This is a genomic window from Methanoplanus limicola DSM 2279 (genome assembly GCF_000243255.1).
Classification (GTDB): Archaea; Halobacteriota; Methanomicrobia; order Methanomicrobiales; family Methanomicrobiaceae; genus Methanoplanus; species Methanoplanus limicola.
Window position 1 is genome coordinate 2,700,642 of sequence record NZ_CM001436.1, and the last position, 22,481, is coordinate 2,723,122.

Consider the following 22,481-nt stretch of genomic DNA (forward strand, 5'->3'; position numbering starts at 1 on the left):
GTCCCGGTGAGACACCCGTTGATGAGATAATAAAATACTGAGACAAGAATTTTTTTCAGACGTTTTTTCTTTTATCCCCGGAATGTTCCTTAATCTCAAGGAATTTCAGGATGTCTGTCCTTGTGACGATGCCGGCGACCCTGCCGTTTTTCACCACCGGAATTCTGCCTATATTCTGCACCGACATGAGCTTAAGCACATCTGCGAGCGGCTGTGACGGTGAAACGGTTAAAAGATCGGATGACATCACATCCCCGACAACCAGGGCTTCACTGTCGATGGAAGAGCGGGAACCGGCGTCTGTAAGAGTGACCATACCTACGAGGTCCTGCCCCTCCATAACAGGAAAGCCAAGATGCCTCGTCTGATACATGAGGTCAACAAGCTCTGAGAGCGGCATACGCGGGCTTACAACCGTCACAGGAGAGGACATTGCATCCTTCACATAGACATCCTTTAAAAGCTCATTATACCTCATCACTGATGCCTCCTGCCCGGCACCGAGATAGACAAAGACTGCGATTATGATGAGCACAGGACTGAATACCAAAAGTCCGACTATGCCGAATATTATCGCAAAACCCCGGCCGACATCCGCCGCTATTTTTGTCGCCCGGTGAATCGGCATCCTCTTTGCAAGAAGTGCCCTGAGCACCCTGCCGCCGTCCATTGGAAAGGCCGGAATGAGGTTGAAGAGGAAGAGAAGGACATTTAAAAAGCCGAGATAGCCGAGGATATAGAATATAAGTGAGGCATATGCGGGCTGCTGGATTGTAACAAAAGAGATATAAGCCGCTGCCGAGGTCAGAATTCCGATAATGAGGCTTGCAACCGGCCCTGCAAGCGCCATAGGGAGTTCCACAGCAGGATCGGGCGATTTGCCTTCATCTATTGAAGATATGCCGCCAAGTATCAGCAGGGTAATACCCGTAACTTCAAGCCCTTTTGAGAGCGCAACAACAGAATGTGCCAGCTCATGTATCAGTACACCTGCAAAAAGGGATATTGTCACAACAGCGCCGAGAACATAGGGCATAGTTCCGGCAGTGATAAGCGAGAGGTCCATCCCGTAAGGCAGACCGTAGATATCCTCAAGAAAGGATGCGCTGTATTCAATCTGGTAGCCGATTATATATGTAAAAAGGGGAATTACCAGAAGAAACGTGAAATGTAACCTGATAGGAATACCAAACAGTCTCCCAATCTGTATTGAATCCTGCATTGAGATAGATTATATTTTTAAATATTAAGTATTATACCTTCAACCGGTAACGATGAAAACACAAATCACCGAACTCTTCGGGGTAGAGGTCTATACAGACAAGGCTGTCCGTGTCGGAACGGTAGATGATGCCATACTGAATATTGACACAAAAAAAGTAGATGCTCTTGCCGTTGGCGACTTAAATCCTGAACTTGTTCAGATGAAAGGATTCACCGGAATTAAAGTGCCCTACAGGATCATAAAGTCAATCGGAGATATAATTATCATCCGTCATTTCACCAATATGTTCCCGAAGAATGAATCCAAATAAAACAGAGGATCTGAAATTTTTTTATGCAGGAAAGAGAGATCTTCAGCGCCCTTTATGCAGTGCCGCCTGTCATTGTCAGGCTTGACGGAAGGGCATTTCACAGCCTGACAAGAGATCTGGATTTCAAAAAACCCTTTGATGATAATTTCAGCAGTGCCATGTGCAGGGTGTCTGAGAAACTGATCTCTGAAAGCGGGCTTGAACCGGAATTTGCATATACATTTTCAGATGAGATAAGCCTCTATTTTACAAATCTTCCATTTAAAGGGCGTATCGAGAAGATAAATTCAGTCTGTGCCTCATATGCGGCGTCCGCCCTTCTGCTCGAACTTGGCCTGAATAAGCCTCTGGCATTTGATTCAAGAGTAATAATGATACAGAAGGACCAGATCAGGGAATATCTCTCGTGGCGGCAGAGTGAGGCATGGAGAAACCATATGAACGCCTACTGCCAGAGCGCACTTATATCCGAAGGAAAATCAGGCACCGAGACTGCCAGGATAATGAAGGGGATGAAATCCGGAGATATGCATGAGATGATGTTTAAGCGGGGCGTCAATCTCTCTGAGACACCGGCATGGCAGAGGCGCGGAACGATAATTCATAAGGCAAAAGTGCTCAGGAAGGGTTTTAACCCGGTCACAAATACTGAAGTTACAGCCACCCGGACCATAATTACGGCTGACAAAAACCCACCCCTCTTCAGTGACACTGAAACTGCGGATGAATACATTGAAAAACTGCTGTCACGCGGCAGCGGACAGTAAAACAGAAAATATACCACACTTTTTTGTAATAGCCCGGATTAATTTCCGGCAGAAAACAAAGCCGGTTTCATTGAAAGTGAAGAAAAACTGTTATCGGCTCAAAAAATATCTATGAATATTTTATTCAGGACAGGCCCGAAATTCCGATATTCATCTTTATTCCTTCAACGTCCCAGTCCTGGACAAGGGACGCTTCAATATCTCCCATCCCGGAGAATTCAAGGGACTTTGCGCGCACTTCGTTCATTATTGTCTTCTTCCATCCGGAGACCAGATTCAGAATCTTATCATCCTCCACCTGAACAACGGCATTTATTGAGTCATCGACCTGAAGGTCAAGCTGCTTTCTCATCTCCTGGATTCTCCTGATGACCTCCCTTGAGTACCCTTCGGCTATGAGATCGTCATCAAGTGTTACATCAACACAGACAATGCCCCCGTCCATCTTTGCGGAGAAGACATTCTCCGGGAGCTCCTCTTCAAATGCAACATGCTTATCTGTAATTGCGTAGCCGGAGATTTCGGCTGAGCCGTTTGCCCCGATTTCACGCTTAAGCATTGCTGCGTCCACACCTTCGATTGCGGCTTTGACCTTCGGCCCCTCCTTTCCAAACTCAGGCCCTATAGCCCTCATAACAGGTTCAGCCTTTACGCCCATGCGGTCCCATGCACCCTTAACAACCGTAACTTTGCGTGCATTGGCACGCTGGCAGCAGAGTTCATTGAGCCTTACAACCGCAGCTTCGGCGACTTCAGAATCTGTGATTACAATAGCCTCTGCAACAGGCCATCTGAGCTTCCTCCTGCCGTCCTGCCTTGCAGTAGCAACAGCGTCATCAAAGGACCTTACAACTGCCATCTCAGCCTCAGCTGATGCTTCTTTTAAGGAGTCATCACCTGCAAACCAGTCAAGCATATGAACGCTTGCAGGGTCGGCGTCTGATCTCAGGTTGCTGTATATCTTCTCGGATATATGCGGAGTGAACGGTGCAAGCAGGCCTGAAAGCCTCCTCATGACATAGTACATAGTCTCATATGCCTGCTTCTTGCTCACCGAATCCTCCTCAAGCCACATCCTTGACCGGACAAGCTGCACATACCACCTGGAGATGTCCTCAAGAATACAGGAGATAAGCGTCCGGGTTGCACGGTGAAGCTCGCAGTTTTCGATGTAACCGGTTACTTCGGATGCAACAGTATTGACTCTTGAGATGATCCAGCGATCCTCATCAGGCATTGACGCGAAATTCTCCCTGACATACCTGCCGTCCCAGATGCCCGTCACATCTGTTTCCGGTACGAAAGAGTCAAGGATCATATACGGAAGCGGGAAGCGGTACACATTCCACAGAATATTTGCCGCACGGTTTGTTGTCCTGATGCCCTCCCAGTTGAACTTGAGATCGTCCCATGGTGCGCTTGCAGACATGATGTAAAGCCTGAGCACATCAACACCGACCTTCTCAATGACCTCCTCAGGCGTTACAACGTTTCCAAACGACTTGCTCATCTTCCGGCCGTCAGAATCCAGGGCAAAACCGTGCATCATCACACTCTTGTAAGGTGACCTGTCAAAGGCAATCGTTGAGGCGCCGAGCTGTGAGTAGAACCACCCTCTGGTCTGGTCCTGACCTTCGGTTATGAAATCCGCCGGCCAGAGTTTCTCAAACTCATCGGTTTTTCCGGGGTAGCCTATTGTCGCCCATGAGGCCATCGCGGAGTCGAACCAGACATCGAATATATCCTCAACCCGCTTCATAGTCCCGCCGCATGAGCAGGAGTATGTGATCTCATCCACATACGGGCGGTGAGGATCAGTAAGGTTTGAGCCTGCCTTCTCATTCAGTTCGGCCATGGTGCCGAAAGTGTCATGATTACCGCAGGTGTCGCACTTCCATACCGGAATCGGAATGCCCCAGTATCTCTGCCTGGATATGCACCAGTCTCTTGCATCAGCGACAAAATCGTGGAATCTTGCACTGCCTGCCCATTCAGGATACCACTTCACCTTTGCAATTTCATCAAGCATCTGCTCTTTGATCTTCGGGATTGCAATAAACCACTGTTCAGTGGCAAGAGAGATAATCGGGGTCTTACAGCGCCAGCAGTGCCCGTATCTGTGCACAATCTTCATCTCACGCAGGAGATGATCGCCGAGCGCTTCAAGAACCTTTGCGTCAGCGTCCTTTACAAAAAGTCCGGCAAAAACTCCGGCCTCTGCTGTAAAGATACCCCTTCCGTCAACAGGGCACAGGGAATCAAGATTCTCCTTCTGTCCGACGAGATAGTCATCCCAGCCGTGCCCCGGTGCAGTATGAACCATTCCGGTATTCTCAAGAGTTACGTGATCTGCCACAACAACCCTGTGTGCGACCTCCTTTTGCCTTGGTACAAACTCAGCAAGCGGAGATTCATATTCGGTTCCGGCAAGTTCTGCACCGGTCTTCTTCTCCACTACTGAAAAGTCCTTATATCTTCCTTTCTTAAGGACTTCCTCAGCGAGGTCCTCGGCAATCCAGAGATACTCCGACAGGCCCTCCTTCTCTGCAAGGACTTTCACATAGACAAAATCCTCTCTGACAGCAACGGCAACATTTGCCGGCAGTGTCCACGGAGTTGTCGTCCAGATGACAAGGTACTCCTTCTCTGCACCTTTCACCGGGAATTTGACATATATTGACGGGTCCTGCTCATCCCAGTACTCAACCTCAGAGTCTGCAATCGCAGTCTCGCAGCGCGGGCACCAGTTCACAACACGTGAACCGGTTTCAAGAAGATTTTTCTCATCCGCTTTCTTAAGCGCCCACCATGCCGCCTCCACATAGTCAGGAGTTATTGTCTGGTACGGGTTGTCAAAATCCATCCAGATGCCGAGCGCTTTGAACTGGTCAGACATAATATCCTTATGCGTGACTGCAAAGTCCCTGCACTTCTCAATGAATTCGGATATGCCAAACTTCTCGATATCCTTCTTGGACTTAAAACCAAGTTCATTTTCAACGCGGACCTCAATCGGCAGTCCGTGCATGTCATAACCTGCACGGTCAGTCACATTTAATCCGCACATCCTCCTGTAGCGCAGAATTGTATCCTTAAGGATCTTATTCCACGCAGTACCAAGATGGATATGTCCGGTCGTATAAGGAGGACCGTCAACGAAGAAGTAATCGTCTCCTTCACGTCTTAGTTCCTTAACTTTACCGTAGGTGTCGTTTTCGGTCCAGAATTTTAAGACCTCGCCTTCCACCTCTTTTGCATTAAAGCTGCTTGTCACCTCTTTCAACTGCAATCCCTCGAATAGTCCTGTAATATTTGTAATTCTTTTAACATAGCACTTTGGAGAGCGGCATATATATTTGGGCACATGAATACCGCATACAGCATATAGATCCTTCGCCGGAGAATATGCCGCATCAATTAAACTACAGAGACGGATATGAGAAAATATACAAATATTCAGGCTAAAAAGAGAGATATAAACAGAAATTATCCTACGAACAGTTATTCCGGAAAAGAACTCCGGCAGGAAAGATAATTGCAGACAAAAATTCACAGCAGAAAAATATGAAAATATCAATAGTTAATTCAGCAAAAGACCCCGCAGGATGCCATATCAGGGAAGAACTCCTGGAGATGACCGGACATTCAGGCAGCGGGATATTCAGGTACTTCACACATGAGATCGTCTTTTTAGAGACTGAAGAGCGCCTCATATATGAGGATAACCTCGATGTAAGAACTGACTGCGACCTGATAATATTCATCTCAAGGCATACAAGCGTAAACCCCGCCCCGGCACTCACAGTGCATGTAACGGGCAATTTTAAGACCGCAGACTACGGCGGAGAACCGGAGTCACTGGCCATGGCAGCTCCGGAGTGGATGCACAGGACACTGAATGCGCTTTTGAAAAATGCACCCGATGGCTACAGCGTGTCCTATGAAGTGACCCACCACGGCCCGACTGATCTCAGAACACCTTCTTTTTTCGTTGAGATCGGCAGCACTGAGAAGGAATGGGCGGACAAAGATGCAGCATCCGCCGTTGCCGGTTCACTCCTGGAAGTGTTAAAGGAGGATTCTCCGGAGGTCATCCGGCTTATAGGGTTTGGCGGGAACCACTATGCCGCAAGGGAGACTGAGATGGCGCTCAGTTCAAACGCGGGATTTGGCCATATATGCCACTCACGCGAAGTTCCGGATGCGGATAAAGAGACCGTCATCAGAATGATAAAAAATTCCGGCGCACAGGCGGCATACATAGACAAAAAAAGTGTCCCTAAGAGCGATCTGAGAAGAATTGAGAAGATACTTGCAGACCTTAACCTGCCCCTGCTCTCAGAAGGCGAGGTTATATCAGCCGGAGAACTTGACTGGGAAACATTTCTTGAGATCAGAGAGATGGCAGATGAAGTAAAAGGCGCAGGAAAAGTTAAAATCATGGCCATTTCCGGAAAAGGAGAATTATTCCGGTTTGGAATAGACGCAGACCTCTTTGAGGAGGCACTCAGGGCAGATAAAAGCGCAGTCGTTAAAACGCTTCAAAAACTTCCATTAGTCTGCATAACGTCGCTTTCCGGAAATTTACTTCCGGAATTTATTTCATATAAAGAGAACAGATTAAAATTAATAAATGATTTAATTACTTTGTGTGTCAAAACCTTACACAAGGAAGAATTTACTGTCACCGACAATGACAGAATAATTATCAGAAGAGTCAGGTTTGACCCTGATGCGGCAAAAAAAGCAGGAGTCCCGCCGGGTCCGCTATATGGCAAACTGGCATCCGGAAATGAGATAATTATTGAGGGGAGAAAAATTACTCCGGAGATGGTCTCAGTAGTTGATGAGAAAATAATTCACTTAGAGGGTTTGGAAAGATATCTATGATGAAATCAATAGTGGAAGAGGCGCTGGCAAGGAGCAGGGAGGATACCGAAATGATTGTTGATCGTCCCTACAGCAGCGAGGATGAGGATCTGGAGGAGATTCTCAAATCACTCAGGACAAGAATTACAGTTGTAGGCTGTGGCGGAGGCGGATCTAACACCATTTCAAGAATGGCAGAAGAGGGTATTGACGGTGCAACCCTGTATGCACTTAATACCGATGCACAGCACCTAATCAGAACAAAGGCAGATTACCGGATCCTCATCGGCAGGAAGAGAACAAAGGGATTTGGTGCAGGTTCTGTCCCGCAGGTGGGAGAGGAAGCGGCGCTTGAAAACGAAGAGGAGATTAAGGCAAAGCTTGCAGAGAGCGATATGGTCTTCATCACTGCCGGGCTTGGAGGAGGAACAGGCACAGGTTCTGCGCCGGTAATCGCACGGGCCGCAAGAGAAGAGGGCGCACTCACCATCGCAATTGTAACCCTGCCTTTCACGGTTGAGGGCGCGATAAGGGCCGAGAATGCCGAAGCCGGTCTTGAGAGGCTGCGCGATGTTGCAGATACTGTCATAGTGGTTCCGAATGACAGACTTCTGGAAGTTGTACCCAACCTCCCACTGCATGCAGCCTTCAAAGTATCCGATGAAGTTTTGATGCGTGCCGTCAAAGGTATTACAGAACTTATCACTCAGCCAGGTCTTGTCAACCTTGATTTCGCCGATGTCCGTACAGTTATGGAACGCGGAGGAGTGGCAATGATAGGTATGGGTGAGAGTGACAGTGAGGACAAAGCGGCTGATTCAGTCAAGAAGGCACTCAGATCTCCGCTTCTCGATGTGGACATATCCAATGCAACAGCTGCACTTGTAAATGTAGTCGGCGGCCCTGATATGACAATGAAGGAAGCCGAAGGTGTTGTACAGGAAGTCTATGAGAGGATAGACCCTGATGCACGTATTATCTGGGGAGCACAGATTGATCCGGATATGCACCATAAGATGAGAACCATGCTTGTGGTTACAGGCGTAAGTTCGCCACAGATTTACGGGAAGGGTGATGAGTATTCACAAAAGCCCGCATCCCGCGAGTACGATATAGACTTTCTCAGGTGAGTAATACAAAATGTCATTTAATTTTAAGTTTAAGTTAGACGAAGAACTTTTCAAAAAGTATATGCGTGTTTTAAAACTTGCAAGAACACCATCACGCGACGAATTCCAGAAAATCGCAATAGTTGCGGCGGCAGGTATCGCCCTTATAGGGATGATTGGATTTATCCTCTATGAAATAATCCTTTTAATACCCTGAATCAATATTTCAGACAGGTACAGCAAAATGAGTACTGAAGAATCCGAGAATAAAATATATGCAATAAAGACAACTGCCAAACAGGAGAGGGCAGTTGTTGACAATATTGTTGAGGCGCTGAAGGATCACGAAGAGATCCGCGTAATGTCAATCATGGCGCCTGATGAACTTAAGGGTTATGTGCTTGTTGAAAGTCCTGATCCCATCGCCAGAATGGAACAACTGAGAGAGATGGTGCCAAATGCAAGAACTGTGGTAAAAGGGGCATCATCATTCCACGAGGTAGAACATTTCCTCGTGCCAAAACCGGTAGTGAGCGGTATTGACGAGGGAACTATTGTAGAACTCATTGCCGGACCTTTCAAAGGTGAAAGAGCTGTTGTAAAACGGGTAGATACATCAAAAGAAGAGATCACAGTAGAACTTTACGAGAGTATGGTTCCAATCCCCATCACTGTCCGCGGCGACAATGTGCGCGTGATTGAAAAAGTCCAGGAATAATACTATTTTTTTCAGGAACACCTGAAAGTTTTAAATTAATACAAAATCAAATAATAAAGACCCAAGCTTGGCAGTGGAAACTATATCACTGTCGGCAAAGGTGATATTACAATGGGAGAAGTAGTCGAGGTATTGGTACCCGGCGGTAGGGCCACAGCAGGGCCACCATTAGGTCCGTCACTCGGACCTCTCGGAATCAATGTGAAGGCAGTCGTTGACGAGATCAACAAGAAGACCTCCAGCTTTAACGGAATGCAGGTTCCTGTTAAAGTTGAAGTCGATGACAAGAAGAACTTCACAATTTCCGTAGGTGTCCCGCCGGCAACTGCACTTGTTATGAAAGAGTGCGGCATTGCAAAAGGCTCGGGAGAACCGAACGTCAACAAGGTTGGCGACTTACCGTTCGAGGCTGCTGTCCGCATTGCAGGCATGAAATTTGACGATATGCTCTCATATGACATGAAGAACGCCGTAAAGGAAGTTATCGGTTCATGTGTCAGCGTTGGCGTCACTGTTGACGGCAAAGATCCTAAAGAGATGTTTGCCCTCATTGATGCAGGCGATTATGACAGTCAGCTCAAATAAAGAGCATAGACTATGAAAACCCATAGAAGATCCGGGAATTATCCGGGTCGTTGAACTATGGAGGTATTAATTTGGTAGAAAGGGTCCAGATTCTAAATGCCGTAAAATCGGCGATAGAAAAGGCGCCAAAGAGAAATTTCCAGGAATCAATGGAAATTATCGTCAATCTTAGAAATATTGACATGGCACAGCCTAAAAACCGTATAGATGAGACAATGCTTCTGCCACATGGCACAGGGAGAGTGGAAAAGATCGCTGTGCTTGGTAAAGGAGATATCACCACTCAGGCAAAAGCTGCAGGTGTAGATCTCATCATCGGACCTGAAGAAATTGAGCGTCTAGGTGGAGAAAAACGTGAAGCAAGGCAGATGGCCGACACTTACAGGTTTTTCCTTGCAGAGACAGCTGTTATGCCTCTTGTAGGCCGTTTCTTAGGTACCAGGCTTGGTCCGCGTGGTAAGATGCCACAGCCAATTCCCCAGGGAGTTGACATCGGACCTATCGTAGAGCGTCTCCGCAAATCAGTCAAATTCAGAACCAAGGACAAGAAGACCTTCCATGTGAAAGTCGGTTCAACCGGTATGAATCCTGACGATATTGCAGAGAATATCGATGCGGTTTTGAAGAAGGTAGAAGCCAATCTTGAAAGCGGTGTTATGAACATTCGTTCAGTTTACGTTAAAACATCCATGGGCCCGGCAGAGAGGTTAGTATAATGGCATTATATACAGCACACCTGCCGCAGTGGAAAAGGGACGAAGTTGAGGAGATAAAGAGACACGCAGAGGAATACAAACTTGTAGGTCTTGTAGACTTCCAGGGTATCCCTGCAAGCCAGATGCAGCAGATGCGCCGCAACCTTCGTGGAAGCGCAGTGCTTAAGATGACAAGAAACACACTCATCGAGCACGCTTTCGCAGAGATGGGCGGTGAAATCGAAGGCATCAACAACCATATCGAAGGTCACAGCGCTCTTATTTTCACAAACGAAAATCCCTTCAGACTGTACAAAAAACTTCAGGAGACAATGACAAAGATGGCTGCAAAGCCTGGTGAAGTTTCCCCTGAAGATATAACAGTTCCAAAAGGTCCGACATCATTCCCACCGGGACCAATCGTTGGTCAGCTGCAGCAGGCAGGAATTCCTGCGGCAATTACCGGAGGAAAGGTAGTTATTCGTGAAACAAAAACCGTTGTCAAAGAAGGCGAAGTGATCAACGCAAAGATGGCAGACGTACTTTCAAAGCTTGATATAAAGCCAATTGATGTAGGTCTCAGTCTTCAGATTGCTTTCTACGAAGGAACTTTCTTCGAGCCCAAGACACTGGCGATTGATGAGACAGAGTACTTCAACAATCTCGTACTTGCAGCCCAGCAGGCATTTAACCTTTCAGTTAATGCAGTTATCCCGACAGCTACAACAGCAGGGGCAATTATTGGCAAGGCTGTACGCGAGGCACGCAACCTTGGTGTTGAAGCGGCAATATACGAGAAGGATATTGTTGAGCTGATCATAGGACGTACACAGAGAGAATCTCTCGCTGTTAAAGCGATTGTTGAAGAAAATTAATATAAAATAATATAAGGTGAATTAAAAATGGAATACATCTACGCAGCACTTATTTTGCACAACGCAGGAAAAGACGTAACTGAGGAAGCCGTAACTTCTGTCCTCAGTGCAGCAGGTATCGCAGTTAACGACAGCCGTGTAAAGGCACTCATCGCAGCACTTGACGGCGTTGACATTGAAGACGCAATTGCAAAGTCAGCAGTTGCAGCAGTAGCAGCAGCACCGGCAGCAGCAGCACCGGCTGAAGCAGCACCAGCTGAGGAAGAGGAAGAGGAAGAAGAAGAGGAAGATGCATCAGGCGGCATGGCCGGTCTCGGAGCACTCTTCGGATAAATCTCTTTTTTTTAATTCCTAATCTTATACTAAAATCAGAACTATTCTGCGGATCCTTCTCATCCGGAAAAACATATTTCAGACAGCTGTAACATTACTGCATTTAACTTCAGCTTTTTCCCGGATTTCCGGCTTAAAATATTAAGAAATAATTCAGGCAGAACCAAAACTGAGACTTCTGATCAGAATATAAATTCTTATTTCTCTGCGGGTAACAGATATCAATAATGGATGCACTCATTATACTCGCCCTCACCCTTATTCTGATAACCGCCCTTGCATTTTCAAGGAAAGTGCCGGTTTTTATCACCCTTGTAATGAGTGCACTCTTCTTTGGCCTTCTCGCCGGATTTGATCCGGATATAGTTATAAAATGGGCCATAGCCGGCATGGGAAGGGTATTTTCCGGATTCGCAGTCATTATACTCTCAGGAATAGTTATTGTCAGGCTGCTATCTGATCAGAATCTTCTCTCTGCCATGATGTACGGGATAAATAAACGGATAAAGAACCCGTGCCTCAGTGCCGGAATTTTAGGTTATCTCCTGTCCGTCCCGACAACCTGCTGTATCACAACATATATGATGCTGGCACCGGCACTGAAGATGACAGGGAACAATCTCAATAATACCATAGATGGTAAGGACAGGGTTGAAGAGGACAATTACAATAGTGCTGATGAAAAGAGATCAAATACCCTGCTGTATACAGCGGCTGTCGGAAGCATAATCTCCTATGTGTTCATATTTCCGACACCGGTGACAATTCCCCTGTTTGAAGCTTTCGCACCGGAATTTCCGGCATTCTCATTTGATCTGCTTGCGGTTCCGGTTTCATCTGTCTCCCTTCTTGTCGTGATCTGGTTTTTCTGCAGGAGATTTCTCTCAAAAGAGAATGGAGCCAGTACTGAAGAGAAGATAAGTAAGGGAAGAGATGAAGCCGATGATGAAAAAATTCCACTTAAAACCCAGGCAAAGGCATGGGCACCTTTCCTTACATTTATAATATCAATCCCGGCAGGGCTTTTTCTGCTGAATCTCTCCCATGTAAGCCTCATGCAGTTCATCATGCTTCTGGCAATGATGACGGCACTCATTCTTGCCCCCGATGGAATCAGAAAACGCAGTTTCTCAGACGGTGCAAAATTTGCAGGGCTTATTCTCTTCGACTTCTGTGCCGCAGGGGCAATCGGGAGTGTAATATCAGAATCAGGCCTTGCCGACAGTGCATTTGAGAGCATGCTGCCGGTGATGCCCGTGATATTGATACCTTTCCTGACCGCTGCAATGCTTGCAACCGCCCAGGGGTCAAGAGTTGTTACAGCTGTTATTTCTGCTGAAATTATCGGGAAGAGTGTACTTGCAGAGATAATCCACCCTGTTCCCTTAATCATGATGATAATCGCAGGGACATGCTGTATATCATACCTGACGGACCCATACTTCTGGCTTGTTAAGAAGACAACCGGAGACGAGATAAAGACAGTCCTGAAAAACTACACCCTGCCGCTTGCATGCTACGGGATTTTTGTTTTTGTTATTGCTGTTGTGTTGTGGATGTTTGTATATCAGGCACCGCAGGCAGTTGCATAACCGCTATTTAACAGCAGGTGAACTACCTCTGGGCTAAAGACCAGAGAGGCTTCCTGCTTCATACCCAGGAGTAACCTCCACAAGTCCACAGGCCCTTCCCCTCGTTCCAAGGGTGTAAATATATTATGACTCATCTCCAGTATTCTGAGATTGAATATTTACCATATATATGTAGTGTTCATAGCGACAAAAATTAATCAGGGCACAGAAGGGGTACCCGGAGAACTGACAGCCGGAATATCACCGGCAGGTACTCTAAATCATACCATTGACTTTTAAATTTCAATTACTGCGTCAGAAAACAGATAACAATCATAAAATTCCGGTAAATAATTATAAAGGCTAAAAAGCAGATAATTCATATAGTTCATTAATCAACATAAAATGAACACAAAATTCATAAATTACGTAAAAACAAACAAATCAGATAAACACAATAAAGGAAAGATAATTTCCGGTTGTGGTGATTAAAATGAGAAAGGTATGTTTATCAGGAATATTATTACTATCTGTCATTCTTCTTGCAGGTGCAGCATCAGCCGCAACTGTCGGAGGAGATCAGGGATGGTATAATGTCCACTGCAATGTGGACGGTGCAGCGGTTTACATGGACGGAAATTACATGGGTGAGATTGTAAACGGAATACTTACAGTCCCTGTTTACTCCACCGGAACTCCGTACAAGACAGTATCAGTTGAGATGCCGGGCTACACAACATGGACAGAAAACATTGATACTAACCCGGCAGCAGGAGAACAGGAAGACATCTATGCAACATTAAACCCTGTACCCACACCTGAGCCAATCATGATCGGCGGCGACACAGGATATTACGTTGTATACTGCAATGTTGACGGTGCTGATGTCTACTTCGGCTCAGACTATAAAGGACAGACTGCAAACGGCGAACTGACAGTCGAGGTGTACACCACCGGAACCCCGTACACAACATACTCCGTCCAGAAGAGCGGATATACACCATTTACAGCACAGATCACTGAATATCCAGAAAAGGGCGATACCGTAAAGCTTCATGCAACACTCAACCCCGCCCCTGCTCCGGAGCCGACAAAGTCACCTGTCGCACCCGGAATCATCCTTTTCTCGGTTATGGCAGCACTTCTCTGCGGATTCTTAATCTCCAGAAGAGAATAAATTTAAATGCAGAACATCTTCATCCTGAGGATGAGGATATTTACTTTTTTTCGGACTATTTCTCCACACCTCAGATCAGACATCCACACAAAAATTCCGGAACACTATAGAGACCATAGCCACAACAGCAAAAGAAATAATATTTTTCACAGACTGGATTTAAAAAATATTATTTCCAAAGAAGATACTGTTAATAAAAAAAGACTATTAAATGGGAGAATCAATAGATATACCATAATTCTAAATGACCTATGTCAAGAATAATGATAGTTGATGATGAGGAAGCGATAAGGGAGATCATGACCCTTTTCCTAAAAAGAGACGGACACGACATAACTGCCATTTCATCCGGAAGTGAAGCAGTCAGAAATTTTAAATCCAGTCTGAATTCAGGGGCACCTTTTGATCTTGTAATACTTGATGCAAACATACCGGGGGACATCGGTGCAGTAGAAATTATTAAATCAATAAAAGAGCACGATCCTGATATATCAGCAGTAATTACAAGCGGGGATTCGGTAGGCGGGGCAATGAAAAAACCGGAAGATTTTGGATTTGACAGGGCACTGAAAAAACCGTTTAAATCCGCAGATCTGATAAACCTGGTCAAAAGTCTGGTAAACAGCTAAAAATACCGGACATCTGAAAGAGAATTATAAAAATTCGTGTAAATATTATTCTGGAATATGTACAGGTTAACAGAAGAAAAAAAGACCCGCCCATCCAAAACTGATCATCCCTTCATCTTTCCTGCATATACAGCCTGACCATATGAGATACATCCATCGCCAAGAGGAAAATCCCGGTTCAGAACAGGAATCAGATCATGACTTCTGATAATATTAATGACAGTCTCACGGATCATCTTATTGTAGGCAACCCCCCCGGAGACCGCAACCTTATCATAACCTAAAATTCCGGCAGACTCAACCGCAATCTCAGCAATACCTGCCGCAAGATTATACTGAAAGGACGCAGCAATATCTGAGACATCTGTACCGGAGAGATATTCAGCACGTGCCCGCCGGAGAAGGGATGAAGTCTGAAAAACCCTGCATCCCGATTCAGTCTTAAATTCCCTCTCCCACTTTGCCGGAGTCCCGGCAGACGCAGAGGCTTCAAGCTTCATCGCAGGTTCACCGTCATAGGTCTTCTCCCGGCAGATACCAAGAAGGGCGGATGCAGCATCAAGCACCCTTCCTGTGCTGCTCGTCTTTGCAACATTAATCCCTGCCTTAACCTGCCGGTCCAAAACATTCAGCTCAAGCTCAGACATACCCCGTCCGGCTAAAATTCCGGCAGTAAGGTCATCAGGCAGAATACCATACAGCATCCTCTCAGGAAACCGCGTTGCAAGATCACCGCCGGGCATATCAACAGTCTCAAGATGACCCACCCTCTCAAGTTCAGGCACGCATCCGGCAAAGACCTCACCGCCCCATACAGTCCCGTCATCACCAAGACCAACCCCGTCAATTGCAATGCCGACACAGGGTTTGGTGCATACCGCAGCAATATGTGCACGGTGGTGCTGAACCGGAATCAGTTGTGCACCGGAAATATCAGAGAGCTCCTTTGCATACCTGGTCGATAAAAACTGTGGGTGCATATCATGTGCAATGATATCATATTCCGCACCTGTGATAGCCGTCATCTTATGAACAGTCTCCTTAAGATAGTCAAGGGTTGAGGGATTTCTCACATTGCCAACATGCGGGGATGTATAGCAAAAACCACCTTTATAGACTGTAATATTTGAATTCAGCTCAGGACCGACCGCAAGAATACACCTGCCACCCAGGTCAGCAGAAGTTCTCTTAGGTGCATAACCGCGTGACATGCGGATTATATACCCGTCCCTTACAACAGAATCATCACAGCGGTTCTTTATAACCCGGTTATGTGTCAGGAAATAATCGACAGATGACCTAAGTTTTAGAAGTGCGGTCTCATATTCAGTGATCATCGGATTTCCGGGCGAATTCGCACTGGTCATAATCAGAAACGGGGCTTTCAGATTATCAAAGAGAAGATGATGAAGGCCGGAATATGGCAACATAATGCCGATCGTATCAAGGTTTGAAACTTCACAGAGTGAGTCCCTCTCACGCTTCACAAGGACAACAACCGGATGCTCAGGCCCTCTTAAAATCTCCCTCTCCTCATCTGAGACATATGCGACAGAATCAATAAAACTCATCCTGCCGGCCATTATTGCAAGGGCCTGCTCAGTCCTCCCAAGCCTCTCCTTTAAGCATGAAGCCGAACTTTCAGTGCAGGCGATATGAAACCCGCCAATACCCCTTATTGCCATGATATGCCCGGCATCAAGAAACTCAGCAGCCTTCTCTAAAGGATCAGTGCACTCAACCGGATTTCCTGACCGGTCATAAAGAAAGAGTCCCGGACCACAATTCCGGCAGGCAATAGTCTGTGCATGATGCCTCCTTGAGAGCGGATCTTCATACTCCTTTCTGCAGCCGGCACAGAGAGGAAATTCATCCATAGTCGTCCTCTCACGGTCATATGGAACATCTAAGATTATACTGTACCTCGGCCCGCAGTTGACGCAGGAAGTTGCCCAGTAGCTGAAGTAACGACCGTTCTTATCTCTGATATCATCAATGCAGTCGTCACAGATGGAGACATCTGCCGGAATAAAACCGGAAAGAGTGCCGGAACTGCTCTTATCAATATAAAATCCGGATACTGCTGCGCCGGAATAATCCAGAACATCAACCGAGTCTATCTTTGAAAGTGGCGTCCCCTTCCCGATCTCAGATAAAAAAGAGTCAAAATTATCTCCGCATGCGACAACCCTGACCTCACTCCCAAGATTCTGCACCGAACCGCTGATATTGTACTTCTCTGCAAGAGAATATACAAAAGGCCGGAATCCGACCCCCTGCACAATACCCTTCACAACAATTATGCCGCATTTCTGCATATTATATCCTCTTTTTTTTGCGAATGACGCCGGCAGGGAATAAACCAGGAATCATTAATTATCATATTAAGTTTGCAATATATTATAAACAGGCATCGGATTGCCATATAAACGATGCTTCACAGACAGAGAGCATTGCGCCTCTGCCGAAATCTGATATTTATTTAAAAGGAAATTTCCGATTCAATCCTTAAATTCACTAAATAGTTTTATTTTTTTTAAAGTCAATATATGTATTGGGTTTTACTTTGACGGGACATATTAGAATTGTAAATGATCCTCTGGATCTCGTTCCGCTTCTGATTACATTCAATGATCCGGATTTTAAGCTGGTTTACAGCCAGCTGACCAAAAACTGGATGACTGAAGAAGAACTGTCTAAAGAAGCTGATTCTGAGAAAGTGCGTGAGTGTATTATTCTCTTAAAGAAAGGAAATCTGATTGAAGAAAAGTGGAGAATGCCAAAACCCGGTGGAAAACCGGCAATGGAATTTAAAACAACATACAGTAAATTCAGGGCAAATTTCCAGTGCCCGATGGATGACCTGGGAGATATAATACACATATCCGTCTCAAACAACGGAGACCTCAGAAACAAAGCAGATGAAATAATTAAAGATGTACGCGCGGGAAACAATTCTGTCAATGACATAGGAAGGAAATACGGAATAAGTCCTGTATTTGTGAAAGGTCTTGCAAAAAGAATACCAAATCTTGAAGTGAAGGGGCAGGGGCTGATCTTTGTTGAAAAACCAGAATGATCCCCTTTATATTATTCTGAGAAGCAAAAAGGAAGCGACAAGATTTCAGATTCTCGTTGAAATTGCTGAGAATCAGCCAGCCTTAAGACAGCAGGAGATCGCCGCAAAACTTGGCGTAACCCCTCAGGCAGTCTCTGAATATATAAGAGAACTTGTAGATGACGAGATGGTGGCTTCACAGGGCAGGGGCAGCTACACAATAACACCAAAAGGTGTAGAATGGGTCACAAACAATGCCGAAGCTCTTGAATCCTACTCAAAGCATATTACAAGGGATATTATCCGGCAGGTATCGGTCTGGACCGCAATAGCTGAATGTGACATAAAAAAAGGTGACATCGCAGGTGTCACTATGAAAGACGGCTACCTCAGGGCAAACCTCAGCAGAGAAGATGCAAGAGGAGAGGCAATTTCGGATGCCAAAGCCGGCATGGACATAGGAATTTCCGGCCTGAAAGGGATAATCAACCACCACAGCGGAATCGTACATGTCTGCAAGGTACCAAGAATAGAAAGAGGCGGGTCAAAAAATGTCAGACCTGAAATGCTGCGGGACATTCTTGAGAAGAGCAGATTTACCGGTGCAGTAGGTATAGAAGCAGAGATTGCCATAATAAATGCCGGAGGAAAGGCAGATTCATTCTTTGGTGCACGCGAAGGAGTAATAGAAGCGGCAGTTCACGGACTTGACTGTGCAGTCGTAATCGTAGATGAAGAGTTCACAGACTTCTTAAAACGGCTTGAAACTGCAAACCTGAGATATGTGATTCATGACCTGATATCACGATGAAAATTATAATATCCCCAAATAAAAGTCAGTACAGTCTTTTCTTTTACAACAGACAGTCTGTTACAGCAACAGGAACTGTTGAACTTTCAAAGACCTCAAGAGGTTACAGGCCAAAGAATTTCCGGATGAGGCAGACCGGCGGCAGGCATTATAAAAATACCCCTACAAAAGATCTGATAAACCTCCTCAGGCATGCTGACATCAGAATAACCTCAGAAGACAAAAAAATAGAATCTTTTCTCTCTGACCTCCAGATTAAATTTGCCCGCCTTACGGCATGCAGAATCTGCCTGGTTGAGGACAGGATAACCCCGCTTAAAAAGAAAAATTCAGTCAGTTACGGAAAGGAGAAGATCTGCCTCGACTGTGCAAAGAAGGAGCTTAGAAGAGAACTTGGCTTTATGGGCGGCATGGGCATTATGTCCACTGATCATCTTGAAAGGCTCCTGGAACTGTATATGGACCTTGACAGGGTTTTAGGCATAGTTCAGCCTGAAAATCCGGAAAAATCAAATACCCTCTTTGACACACTTGAGGCACATGAAATAAAAGAGACAACTGCATTAAAGGACCTTCCCCTCCCCAAAAAATTCATAGAGGCATCAGGTGTAGAAAACCTCATGCCCGTTCAGGAGTTATGCGTCAAAAGCGGCCTGTTATCAGGGCGTGACATCCTTGCAGTTGCAGCAACGGCAAGCGGAAAGACATTCATCGGCGAGATGGCCGGAATTAAGAACCATTCCGAAGGCAGAGGCAATATGCTCTTCCTGGTTCCGCTGGTTGCACTTGCAAACCAGAAATATTCAAGATTTACAAAGAGATACCCATACCTTAATGTCGCCCTTAAAACCGGAGTTTCAAGGCTCAATATTCCGGAAACAAAGATAAAAGCACGCAGAAATATCGAATCATCAATAATTGTCGGGACATATGAGGGGATTGATCATCATCTCAGGCTTGGACGGGAGTTAAGGAATATCGGTACTGTTGTTATTGACGAGGTCCAGACCCTTGAAGATCCTGAAAGAGGACACAGACTTGACGGGCTTATTGCAAGGCTTAAGAAAGTTGCACCACAGGCCCAGTATCTCTACCTCAGTGCCACAATCGGCCTGCCGCATCTCCTTGCAGGGAAACTGAATGCCGAACTTGTCAGTTATGCTGAACGTCCCGTTGCCCTTGAGAGGCACCTGATATTTCTTGAGAAGAAACAGAAAGTGCCGACAATAAAGAGAATGGTAAATATTGAATTTCAGAAGAAGTCATCCAAAGGCTACAGGGGCCAGACGATAGTCTTCACAAATTCAAGGGCTAAATGCCATGAGATCGCAGCAGCGATTGGCAACAACGCCGCGCCTTACCACGCAGGCCTGACCGCAAAGGAGAAGCATGAGGTAGAGGATAAGTTCGAAAACGGAAAAATCTCTGCCGTTGTAACAACTGCGGCCCTTGCAGCCGGAGTTGACTTTCCGGCATCACAGGTCATCTTTGAATCACTTGCAATGGGTATTGAGTGGCTCAAAGTACAGGAGTTCTTACAGATGATGGGAAGGGCCGGAAGGCCTGATTACCATGATACAGGCAAGGTAGTAATTCTTGCAGAACCTGGTGCCTCATACTCAAGGGAGACAAAGATAACCGAAGAAGAGGTCGCAATAAACCTTCTTAAGGGTGAGATGTTTGAAGTTGCCCCTGTCTATGACGACGAACAGTCTTCAGAAGAGTTTGCCGCAAATGCCATAGTCTGCAAAGGAAATATAAAAGATATTGAGATGATGCAGAATACAATGGTCGGCGAGATGCAGGATATTGCAGGGGTTTTAAAGAACGAGGGGTTGATCACCTACAACAGGGACAGGATAACAGTATCACCCCTTGCAAAGATAATGGCTGAGCATTTCATCGGAATTGAAAGGCTCAGAATGATAACAAAACTTGTAAAAGTCAGAAAAAATCCGGTTGACATCATCGCTGAGCTTGACTGCCCCGAAGATGACTGACAGTTAGATACATAATTCCCCTTTTTTAAGCGCTAATTCTTCCATGAATCAGATTTCCAGCAATGGATAGCAGTAAGTGTTATTCATACATTTCAGAACCGGAAAAATAAATCATATCAGTTTACCGGATTTCAGATAATTAATGAGTCACATTTAAATTATATCATATTGTATAGGAATCATATGGAAATCCCTGTGGATTTTCTGATTAAGGAGGAATTAAATTATGACATACTGGAAATGCAGAGTATGCGGATATGTATATAACCCTGAAACAGGAGATGAAAAGAACGGAATAAAACCAGGTACAGCATTTGAAGATATTCCGGAAGACTGGGTTTGTCCAAAATGCGGTGCATCCAAATCAAAGTTTATTAAGGTTGACTAAAATGGCTGAAAAACTTAAATGCTCAGTCTGTGGTCACATATACAACTCTGACAAAGGCGATGCCGGGGTAGAACCCGGAACTTTGTTCAGTGAAGTACCAAATGACTGGAGGTGTCCTGTCTGCGGAGCTAATAAAAGTGACTTCGTAAAAACAGAATAAGCATGACTGTAAGAACAATTAAGGAGAATGTCTACTCAGTGGGTGTTATTGACTGGGACAGGCAGGTCTTTGACGAACTGCTGCCGCTTCCGGAAGGTACAAGCTACAATTCGTACCTAATCAAAGGGTCTGAAAAGACAGTGCTCATTGATGCAGTAGATTCTGATTTTGAAGAGGAGTTTATTACAAATCTTGCAAAATCAGATGCAACGGCAATCGATTACATCATTGTTAATCATGCAGAACAGGATCATTCAGGTGCACTTGGGATATTTATTGAACTTTTCCCGCAGGCAAAGATAATCACATCAGAAAAGGGAAAAGAACTGCTGAAGAGTCTTCTTGGAATTCCGGATTTCAGAATTCAGGAAGTATCTGATATGGAAGAACTCTCCCTCGGAGATAAAACCCTCCAGTTCAGAATTACCCCCTGGGTGCACTGGCCGGATACAATGATGACATATTTAAAAGAGGACAGGGTTCTCTTCTCATGTGACTTCTTTGGGGCGCACTATGCAACATCATCCCTCTTCACTGAAGACTGGCATTCACACTATATTCTGGCAAAGCGGTACTTTGCCGAGATTATGATGCCATTTCGAAAGAAGGTATCAGAATATCTTGAGATGCTCAAAGATTACGATATTGAAATCATTGCACCAAGCCACGGCCCGCTCTGCAACAGACCGGAGGTATTATTCGAATATTACAGGGAATGGTCCTCTGATGAAGTCAAAAACCTGGTAATTATTCCGTATGTATCTATGCACGGAAGCACAAAGAAGATGGCTTCATACTTAACTGATGCACTTATCAGCAGGGGAATTGAGGTCAGGCCTTATGATCTGGGCAGACTGGACTCCGGAAGACTTGCAATGGATCTCCTGGACGCTGCAACAATCGTAATAGCAACCCCCACTGTTCTCTTCGGCCCGCACCCGAAAGCCGCAAATATCGCATTTATTGCAAACATCCTGAAACCAAAGGCAAAATATGTCAGTATTATCGGCTCATACGGATGGGGCGGCAAGGCAATATCTGATCTTCAGGCTATGACTTCAAAACTCGATGTAGAGATTATAGAACCGGTTTACATCAAAGGAGCACCGGTTGAGGAAAATTTCATAGGACTTGAAAATCTTGCCGGCGAAATATTAAAGAAGCATAAAGAGAAGAATATCGCGTAATAACGGAGGTGTAG

The 22,481-nt window shown here is 45.5% G+C and carries 22 protein-coding genes; 19 read left to right on the plus strand and 3 right to left on the minus strand.

Going from position 1 to position 22,481, the window contains the following annotated elements; translation table 11 throughout:
- Positions 1–55: 55 nt before the first annotated feature.
- Complete coding sequence (locus METLIM_RS12755) at positions 56–1,222, minus strand: CBS domain-containing protein (RefSeq protein WP_004079048.1); 1,167 nt, start codon at positions 1,220–1,222, stop codon at positions 56–58.
- A gap of 52 nt (positions 1,223–1,274) precedes the next feature.
- On the opposite strand from METLIM_RS12755, the gene METLIM_RS12760 reads away from it, so the two are divergent.
- Together METLIM_RS12760 and METLIM_RS12765 are read left to right on the plus strand one after the other, a co-directional pair.
- On the plus strand, positions 1,275–1,535 hold the full coding sequence (locus METLIM_RS12760) for a PRC-barrel domain-containing protein (RefSeq protein ID WP_004079050.1): 261 nt from the start codon (positions 1,275–1,277) through the stop codon (positions 1,533–1,535).
- 23 nt (positions 1,536–1,558) lie between these two features.
- On the plus strand, positions 1,559–2,302 hold the full coding sequence (locus METLIM_RS12765) for a tRNA(His) guanylyltransferase Thg1 family protein (RefSeq protein WP_004079052.1): 744 nt from the start codon (positions 1,559–1,561) through the stop codon (positions 2,300–2,302).
- A 124-nt stretch (positions 2,303–2,426) separates the two neighbouring features.
- Here METLIM_RS12765 and ileS read toward each other — a convergent pair whose 3' ends face one another.
- Positions 2,427–5,585: an isoleucine--tRNA ligase gene (gene ileS, locus METLIM_RS12770; protein WP_004079054.1), complete on the minus strand. Its 3,159-nt coding sequence runs from the start codon at positions 5,583–5,585 to the stop codon at positions 2,427–2,429.
- A 281-nt stretch (positions 5,586–5,866) separates the two neighbouring features.
- Between ileS and METLIM_RS12775 the strand changes: the two genes are divergently transcribed.
- The 11 genes from METLIM_RS12775 (at position 5,867) to METLIM_RS12825 (ending at position 14,863) form a co-directional block, all read left to right on the plus strand.
- Positions 5,867–7,192 carry a D-aminoacyl-tRNA deacylase gene (locus METLIM_RS12775; protein WP_004079056.1) on the plus strand — a complete coding sequence of 442 codons (1,326 nt, stop codon included), beginning with the start codon at positions 5,867–5,869 and terminating at the stop codon, positions 7,190–7,192.
- Positions 7,192–8,301 (plus strand): cell division protein FtsZ, encoded by a 1,110-nt coding sequence (gene ftsZ, locus METLIM_RS12780; protein WP_048146400.1) that lies wholly within the window; start codon positions 7,192–7,194, stop codon positions 8,299–8,301. Before METLIM_RS12775 ends, ftsZ begins: the two co-directional genes overlap by 1 nt.
- A 10-nt stretch (positions 8,302–8,311) precedes the next feature.
- Entirely contained in the window at positions 8,312–8,497 is a 186-nt protein-coding gene (locus METLIM_RS12785) for a protein translocase SEC61 complex subunit gamma (protein ID WP_004079059.1), read from the plus strand.
- Positions 8,498–8,524: 27 nt separating this feature from the next.
- Positions 8,525–8,998, plus strand: coding sequence for a transcription elongation factor Spt5 (locus METLIM_RS12790; protein ID WP_004079061.1), 474 nt, complete (start codon positions 8,525–8,527; stop codon positions 8,996–8,998).
- 111 nt (positions 8,999–9,109) lie between these two features.
- Entirely contained in the window at positions 9,110–9,583 is a 474-nt protein-coding gene (locus METLIM_RS12795; protein WP_004079063.1) for a 50S ribosomal protein L11, read from the plus strand.
- Between the two features lie 71 nt (positions 9,584–9,654).
- Entirely contained in the window at positions 9,655–10,299 is a 645-nt protein-coding gene (locus tag METLIM_RS12800; RefSeq protein WP_004079065.1) for a 50S ribosomal protein L1, read from the plus strand.
- On the plus strand, positions 10,299–11,153 hold the full coding sequence (locus METLIM_RS12805) for a 50S ribosomal protein L10 (RefSeq protein ID WP_004079067.1): 855 nt from the start codon (positions 10,299–10,301) through the stop codon (positions 11,151–11,153). Before METLIM_RS12800 ends, METLIM_RS12805 begins: the two co-directional genes overlap by 1 nt.
- A 27-nt stretch (positions 11,154–11,180) precedes the next feature.
- Positions 11,181–11,486 carry a 50S ribosomal protein P1 gene (gene rpl12p, locus METLIM_RS12810; RefSeq protein ID WP_004079069.1) on the plus strand — a complete coding sequence of 102 codons (306 nt, stop codon included), beginning with the start codon at positions 11,181–11,183 and terminating at the stop codon, positions 11,484–11,486.
- Between the two features lie 227 nt (positions 11,487–11,713).
- A complete protein-coding gene (locus METLIM_RS12815) occupies positions 11,714–13,078 on the plus strand; it encodes a GntP family permease (protein ID WP_004079070.1) in 1,365 nt (454 codons plus the stop codon).
- 472 nt (positions 13,079–13,550) lie between these two features.
- Entirely contained in the window at positions 13,551–14,234 is a 684-nt protein-coding gene (locus METLIM_RS12820; protein ID WP_004079072.1) for a PEGA domain-containing protein, read from the plus strand.
- Between the two features lie 251 nt (positions 14,235–14,485).
- Positions 14,486–14,863 carry a response regulator gene (locus tag METLIM_RS12825; RefSeq protein WP_048146006.1) on the plus strand — a complete coding sequence of 126 codons (378 nt, stop codon included), beginning with the start codon at positions 14,486–14,488 and terminating at the stop codon, positions 14,861–14,863.
- Between the two features lie 104 nt (positions 14,864–14,967).
- Here the strand turns inward: METLIM_RS12825 and hypF are convergent, their stop codons facing one another.
- Positions 14,968–17,181 (minus strand): carbamoyltransferase HypF, encoded by a 2,214-nt coding sequence (hypF, locus tag METLIM_RS12830; RefSeq protein ID WP_004079077.1) that lies wholly within the window; start codon positions 17,179–17,181, stop codon positions 14,968–14,970.
- 248 nt (positions 17,182–17,429) lie between these two features.
- Between hypF and METLIM_RS12835 the strand changes: the two genes are divergently transcribed.
- From METLIM_RS12835 to METLIM_RS12860, 6 genes are all read left to right on the plus strand, one after another.
- Positions 17,430–17,942, plus strand: coding sequence for an ArsR family transcriptional regulator (locus METLIM_RS12835; RefSeq protein ID WP_048146007.1), 513 nt, complete (start codon positions 17,430–17,432; stop codon positions 17,940–17,942).
- Positions 17,923–18,732 carry a DUF7839 domain-containing protein gene (locus tag METLIM_RS12840; protein ID WP_004079082.1) on the plus strand — a complete coding sequence of 270 codons (810 nt, stop codon included), beginning with the start codon at positions 17,923–17,925 and terminating at the stop codon, positions 18,730–18,732. Before METLIM_RS12835 ends, METLIM_RS12840 begins: the two co-directional genes overlap by 20 nt.
- Positions 18,729–20,732 carry a DEAD/DEAH box helicase gene (locus METLIM_RS12845; protein ID WP_004079084.1) on the plus strand — a complete coding sequence of 668 codons (2,004 nt, stop codon included), beginning with the start codon at positions 18,729–18,731 and terminating at the stop codon, positions 20,730–20,732. Before METLIM_RS12840 ends, METLIM_RS12845 begins: the two co-directional genes overlap by 4 nt.
- Positions 20,733–20,958: 226 nt before the next feature.
- A complete protein-coding gene (locus tag METLIM_RS12850; protein WP_004079086.1) occupies positions 20,959–21,120 on the plus strand; it encodes a rubredoxin in 162 nt (53 codons plus the stop codon).
- Between the two features lies 1 nt (position 21,121).
- On the plus strand, positions 21,122–21,280 hold the full coding sequence (locus METLIM_RS12855) for a rubredoxin (protein ID WP_004079088.1): 159 nt from the start codon (positions 21,122–21,124) through the stop codon (positions 21,278–21,280).
- Between the two features lie 2 nt (positions 21,281–21,282).
- Complete coding sequence (locus METLIM_RS12860; protein WP_004079090.1) at positions 21,283–22,467, plus strand: FprA family A-type flavoprotein; 1,185 nt, start codon at positions 21,283–21,285, stop codon at positions 22,465–22,467.
- Positions 22,468–22,481 lie beyond the last annotated feature (14 nt).

Excerpts from the sequence above, each read along its gene's own strand:
- METLIM_RS12850 (WP_004079086.1), top strand. The coding sequence starts at position 20,959 with ATGACATACTGGAAATGCAGAGTATGCGGATATGTATATAACCCTGAA.
- METLIM_RS12805 (WP_004079067.1), top strand. The coding sequence starts at position 10,299 with ATGGCATTATATACAGCACACCTGCCGCAGTGGAAAAGGGACGAAGTT.
- METLIM_RS12815 (WP_004079070.1), top strand. The coding sequence starts at position 11,714 with ATGGATGCACTCATTATACTCGCCCTCACCCTTATTCTGATAACCGCC.
- METLIM_RS12760 (WP_004079050.1), top strand. The coding sequence starts at position 1,275 with ATGAAAACACAAATCACCGAACTCTTCGGGGTAGAGGTCTATACAGAC.
- hypF (WP_004079077.1), bottom strand. The coding sequence starts at position 17,181 with ATGCAGAAATGCGGCATAATTGTTGTGAAGGGTATTGTGCAGGGGGTC.
- METLIM_RS12795 (WP_004079063.1), top strand. The coding sequence starts at position 9,110 with ATGGGAGAAGTAGTCGAGGTATTGGTACCCGGCGGTAGGGCCACAGCA.
- METLIM_RS12825 (WP_048146006.1), top strand. The coding sequence starts at position 14,486 with ATGTCAAGAATAATGATAGTTGATGATGAGGAAGCGATAAGGGAGATC.
- METLIM_RS12755 (WP_004079048.1), bottom strand. The coding sequence starts at position 1,222 with ATGCAGGATTCAATACAGATTGGGAGACTGTTTGGTATTCCTATCAGG.
- METLIM_RS12820 (WP_004079072.1), top strand. The coding sequence starts at position 13,551 with ATGAGAAAGGTATGTTTATCAGGAATATTATTACTATCTGTCATTCTT.
- METLIM_RS12765 (WP_004079052.1), top strand. The coding sequence starts at position 1,559 with ATGCAGGAAAGAGAGATCTTCAGCGCCCTTTATGCAGTGCCGCCTGTC.
- METLIM_RS12845 (WP_004079084.1), top strand. The coding sequence starts at position 18,729 with ATGAAAATTATAATATCCCCAAATAAAAGTCAGTACAGTCTTTTCTTT.
- METLIM_RS12790 (WP_004079061.1), top strand. The coding sequence starts at position 8,525 with ATGAGTACTGAAGAATCCGAGAATAAAATATATGCAATAAAGACAACT.
- ftsZ (WP_048146400.1), top strand. The coding sequence starts at position 7,192 with ATGAAATCAATAGTGGAAGAGGCGCTGGCAAGGAGCAGGGAGGATACC.
- METLIM_RS12855 (WP_004079088.1), top strand. The coding sequence starts at position 21,122 with ATGGCTGAAAAACTTAAATGCTCAGTCTGTGGTCACATATACAACTCT.
- rpl12p (WP_004079069.1), top strand. The coding sequence starts at position 11,181 with ATGGAATACATCTACGCAGCACTTATTTTGCACAACGCAGGAAAAGAC.
- METLIM_RS12860 (WP_004079090.1), top strand. The coding sequence starts at position 21,283 with ATGACTGTAAGAACAATTAAGGAGAATGTCTACTCAGTGGGTGTTATT.
- METLIM_RS12775 (WP_004079056.1), top strand. The coding sequence starts at position 5,867 with ATGAAAATATCAATAGTTAATTCAGCAAAAGACCCCGCAGGATGCCAT.
- METLIM_RS12785 (WP_004079059.1), top strand. The coding sequence starts at position 8,312 with ATGTCATTTAATTTTAAGTTTAAGTTAGACGAAGAACTTTTCAAAAAG.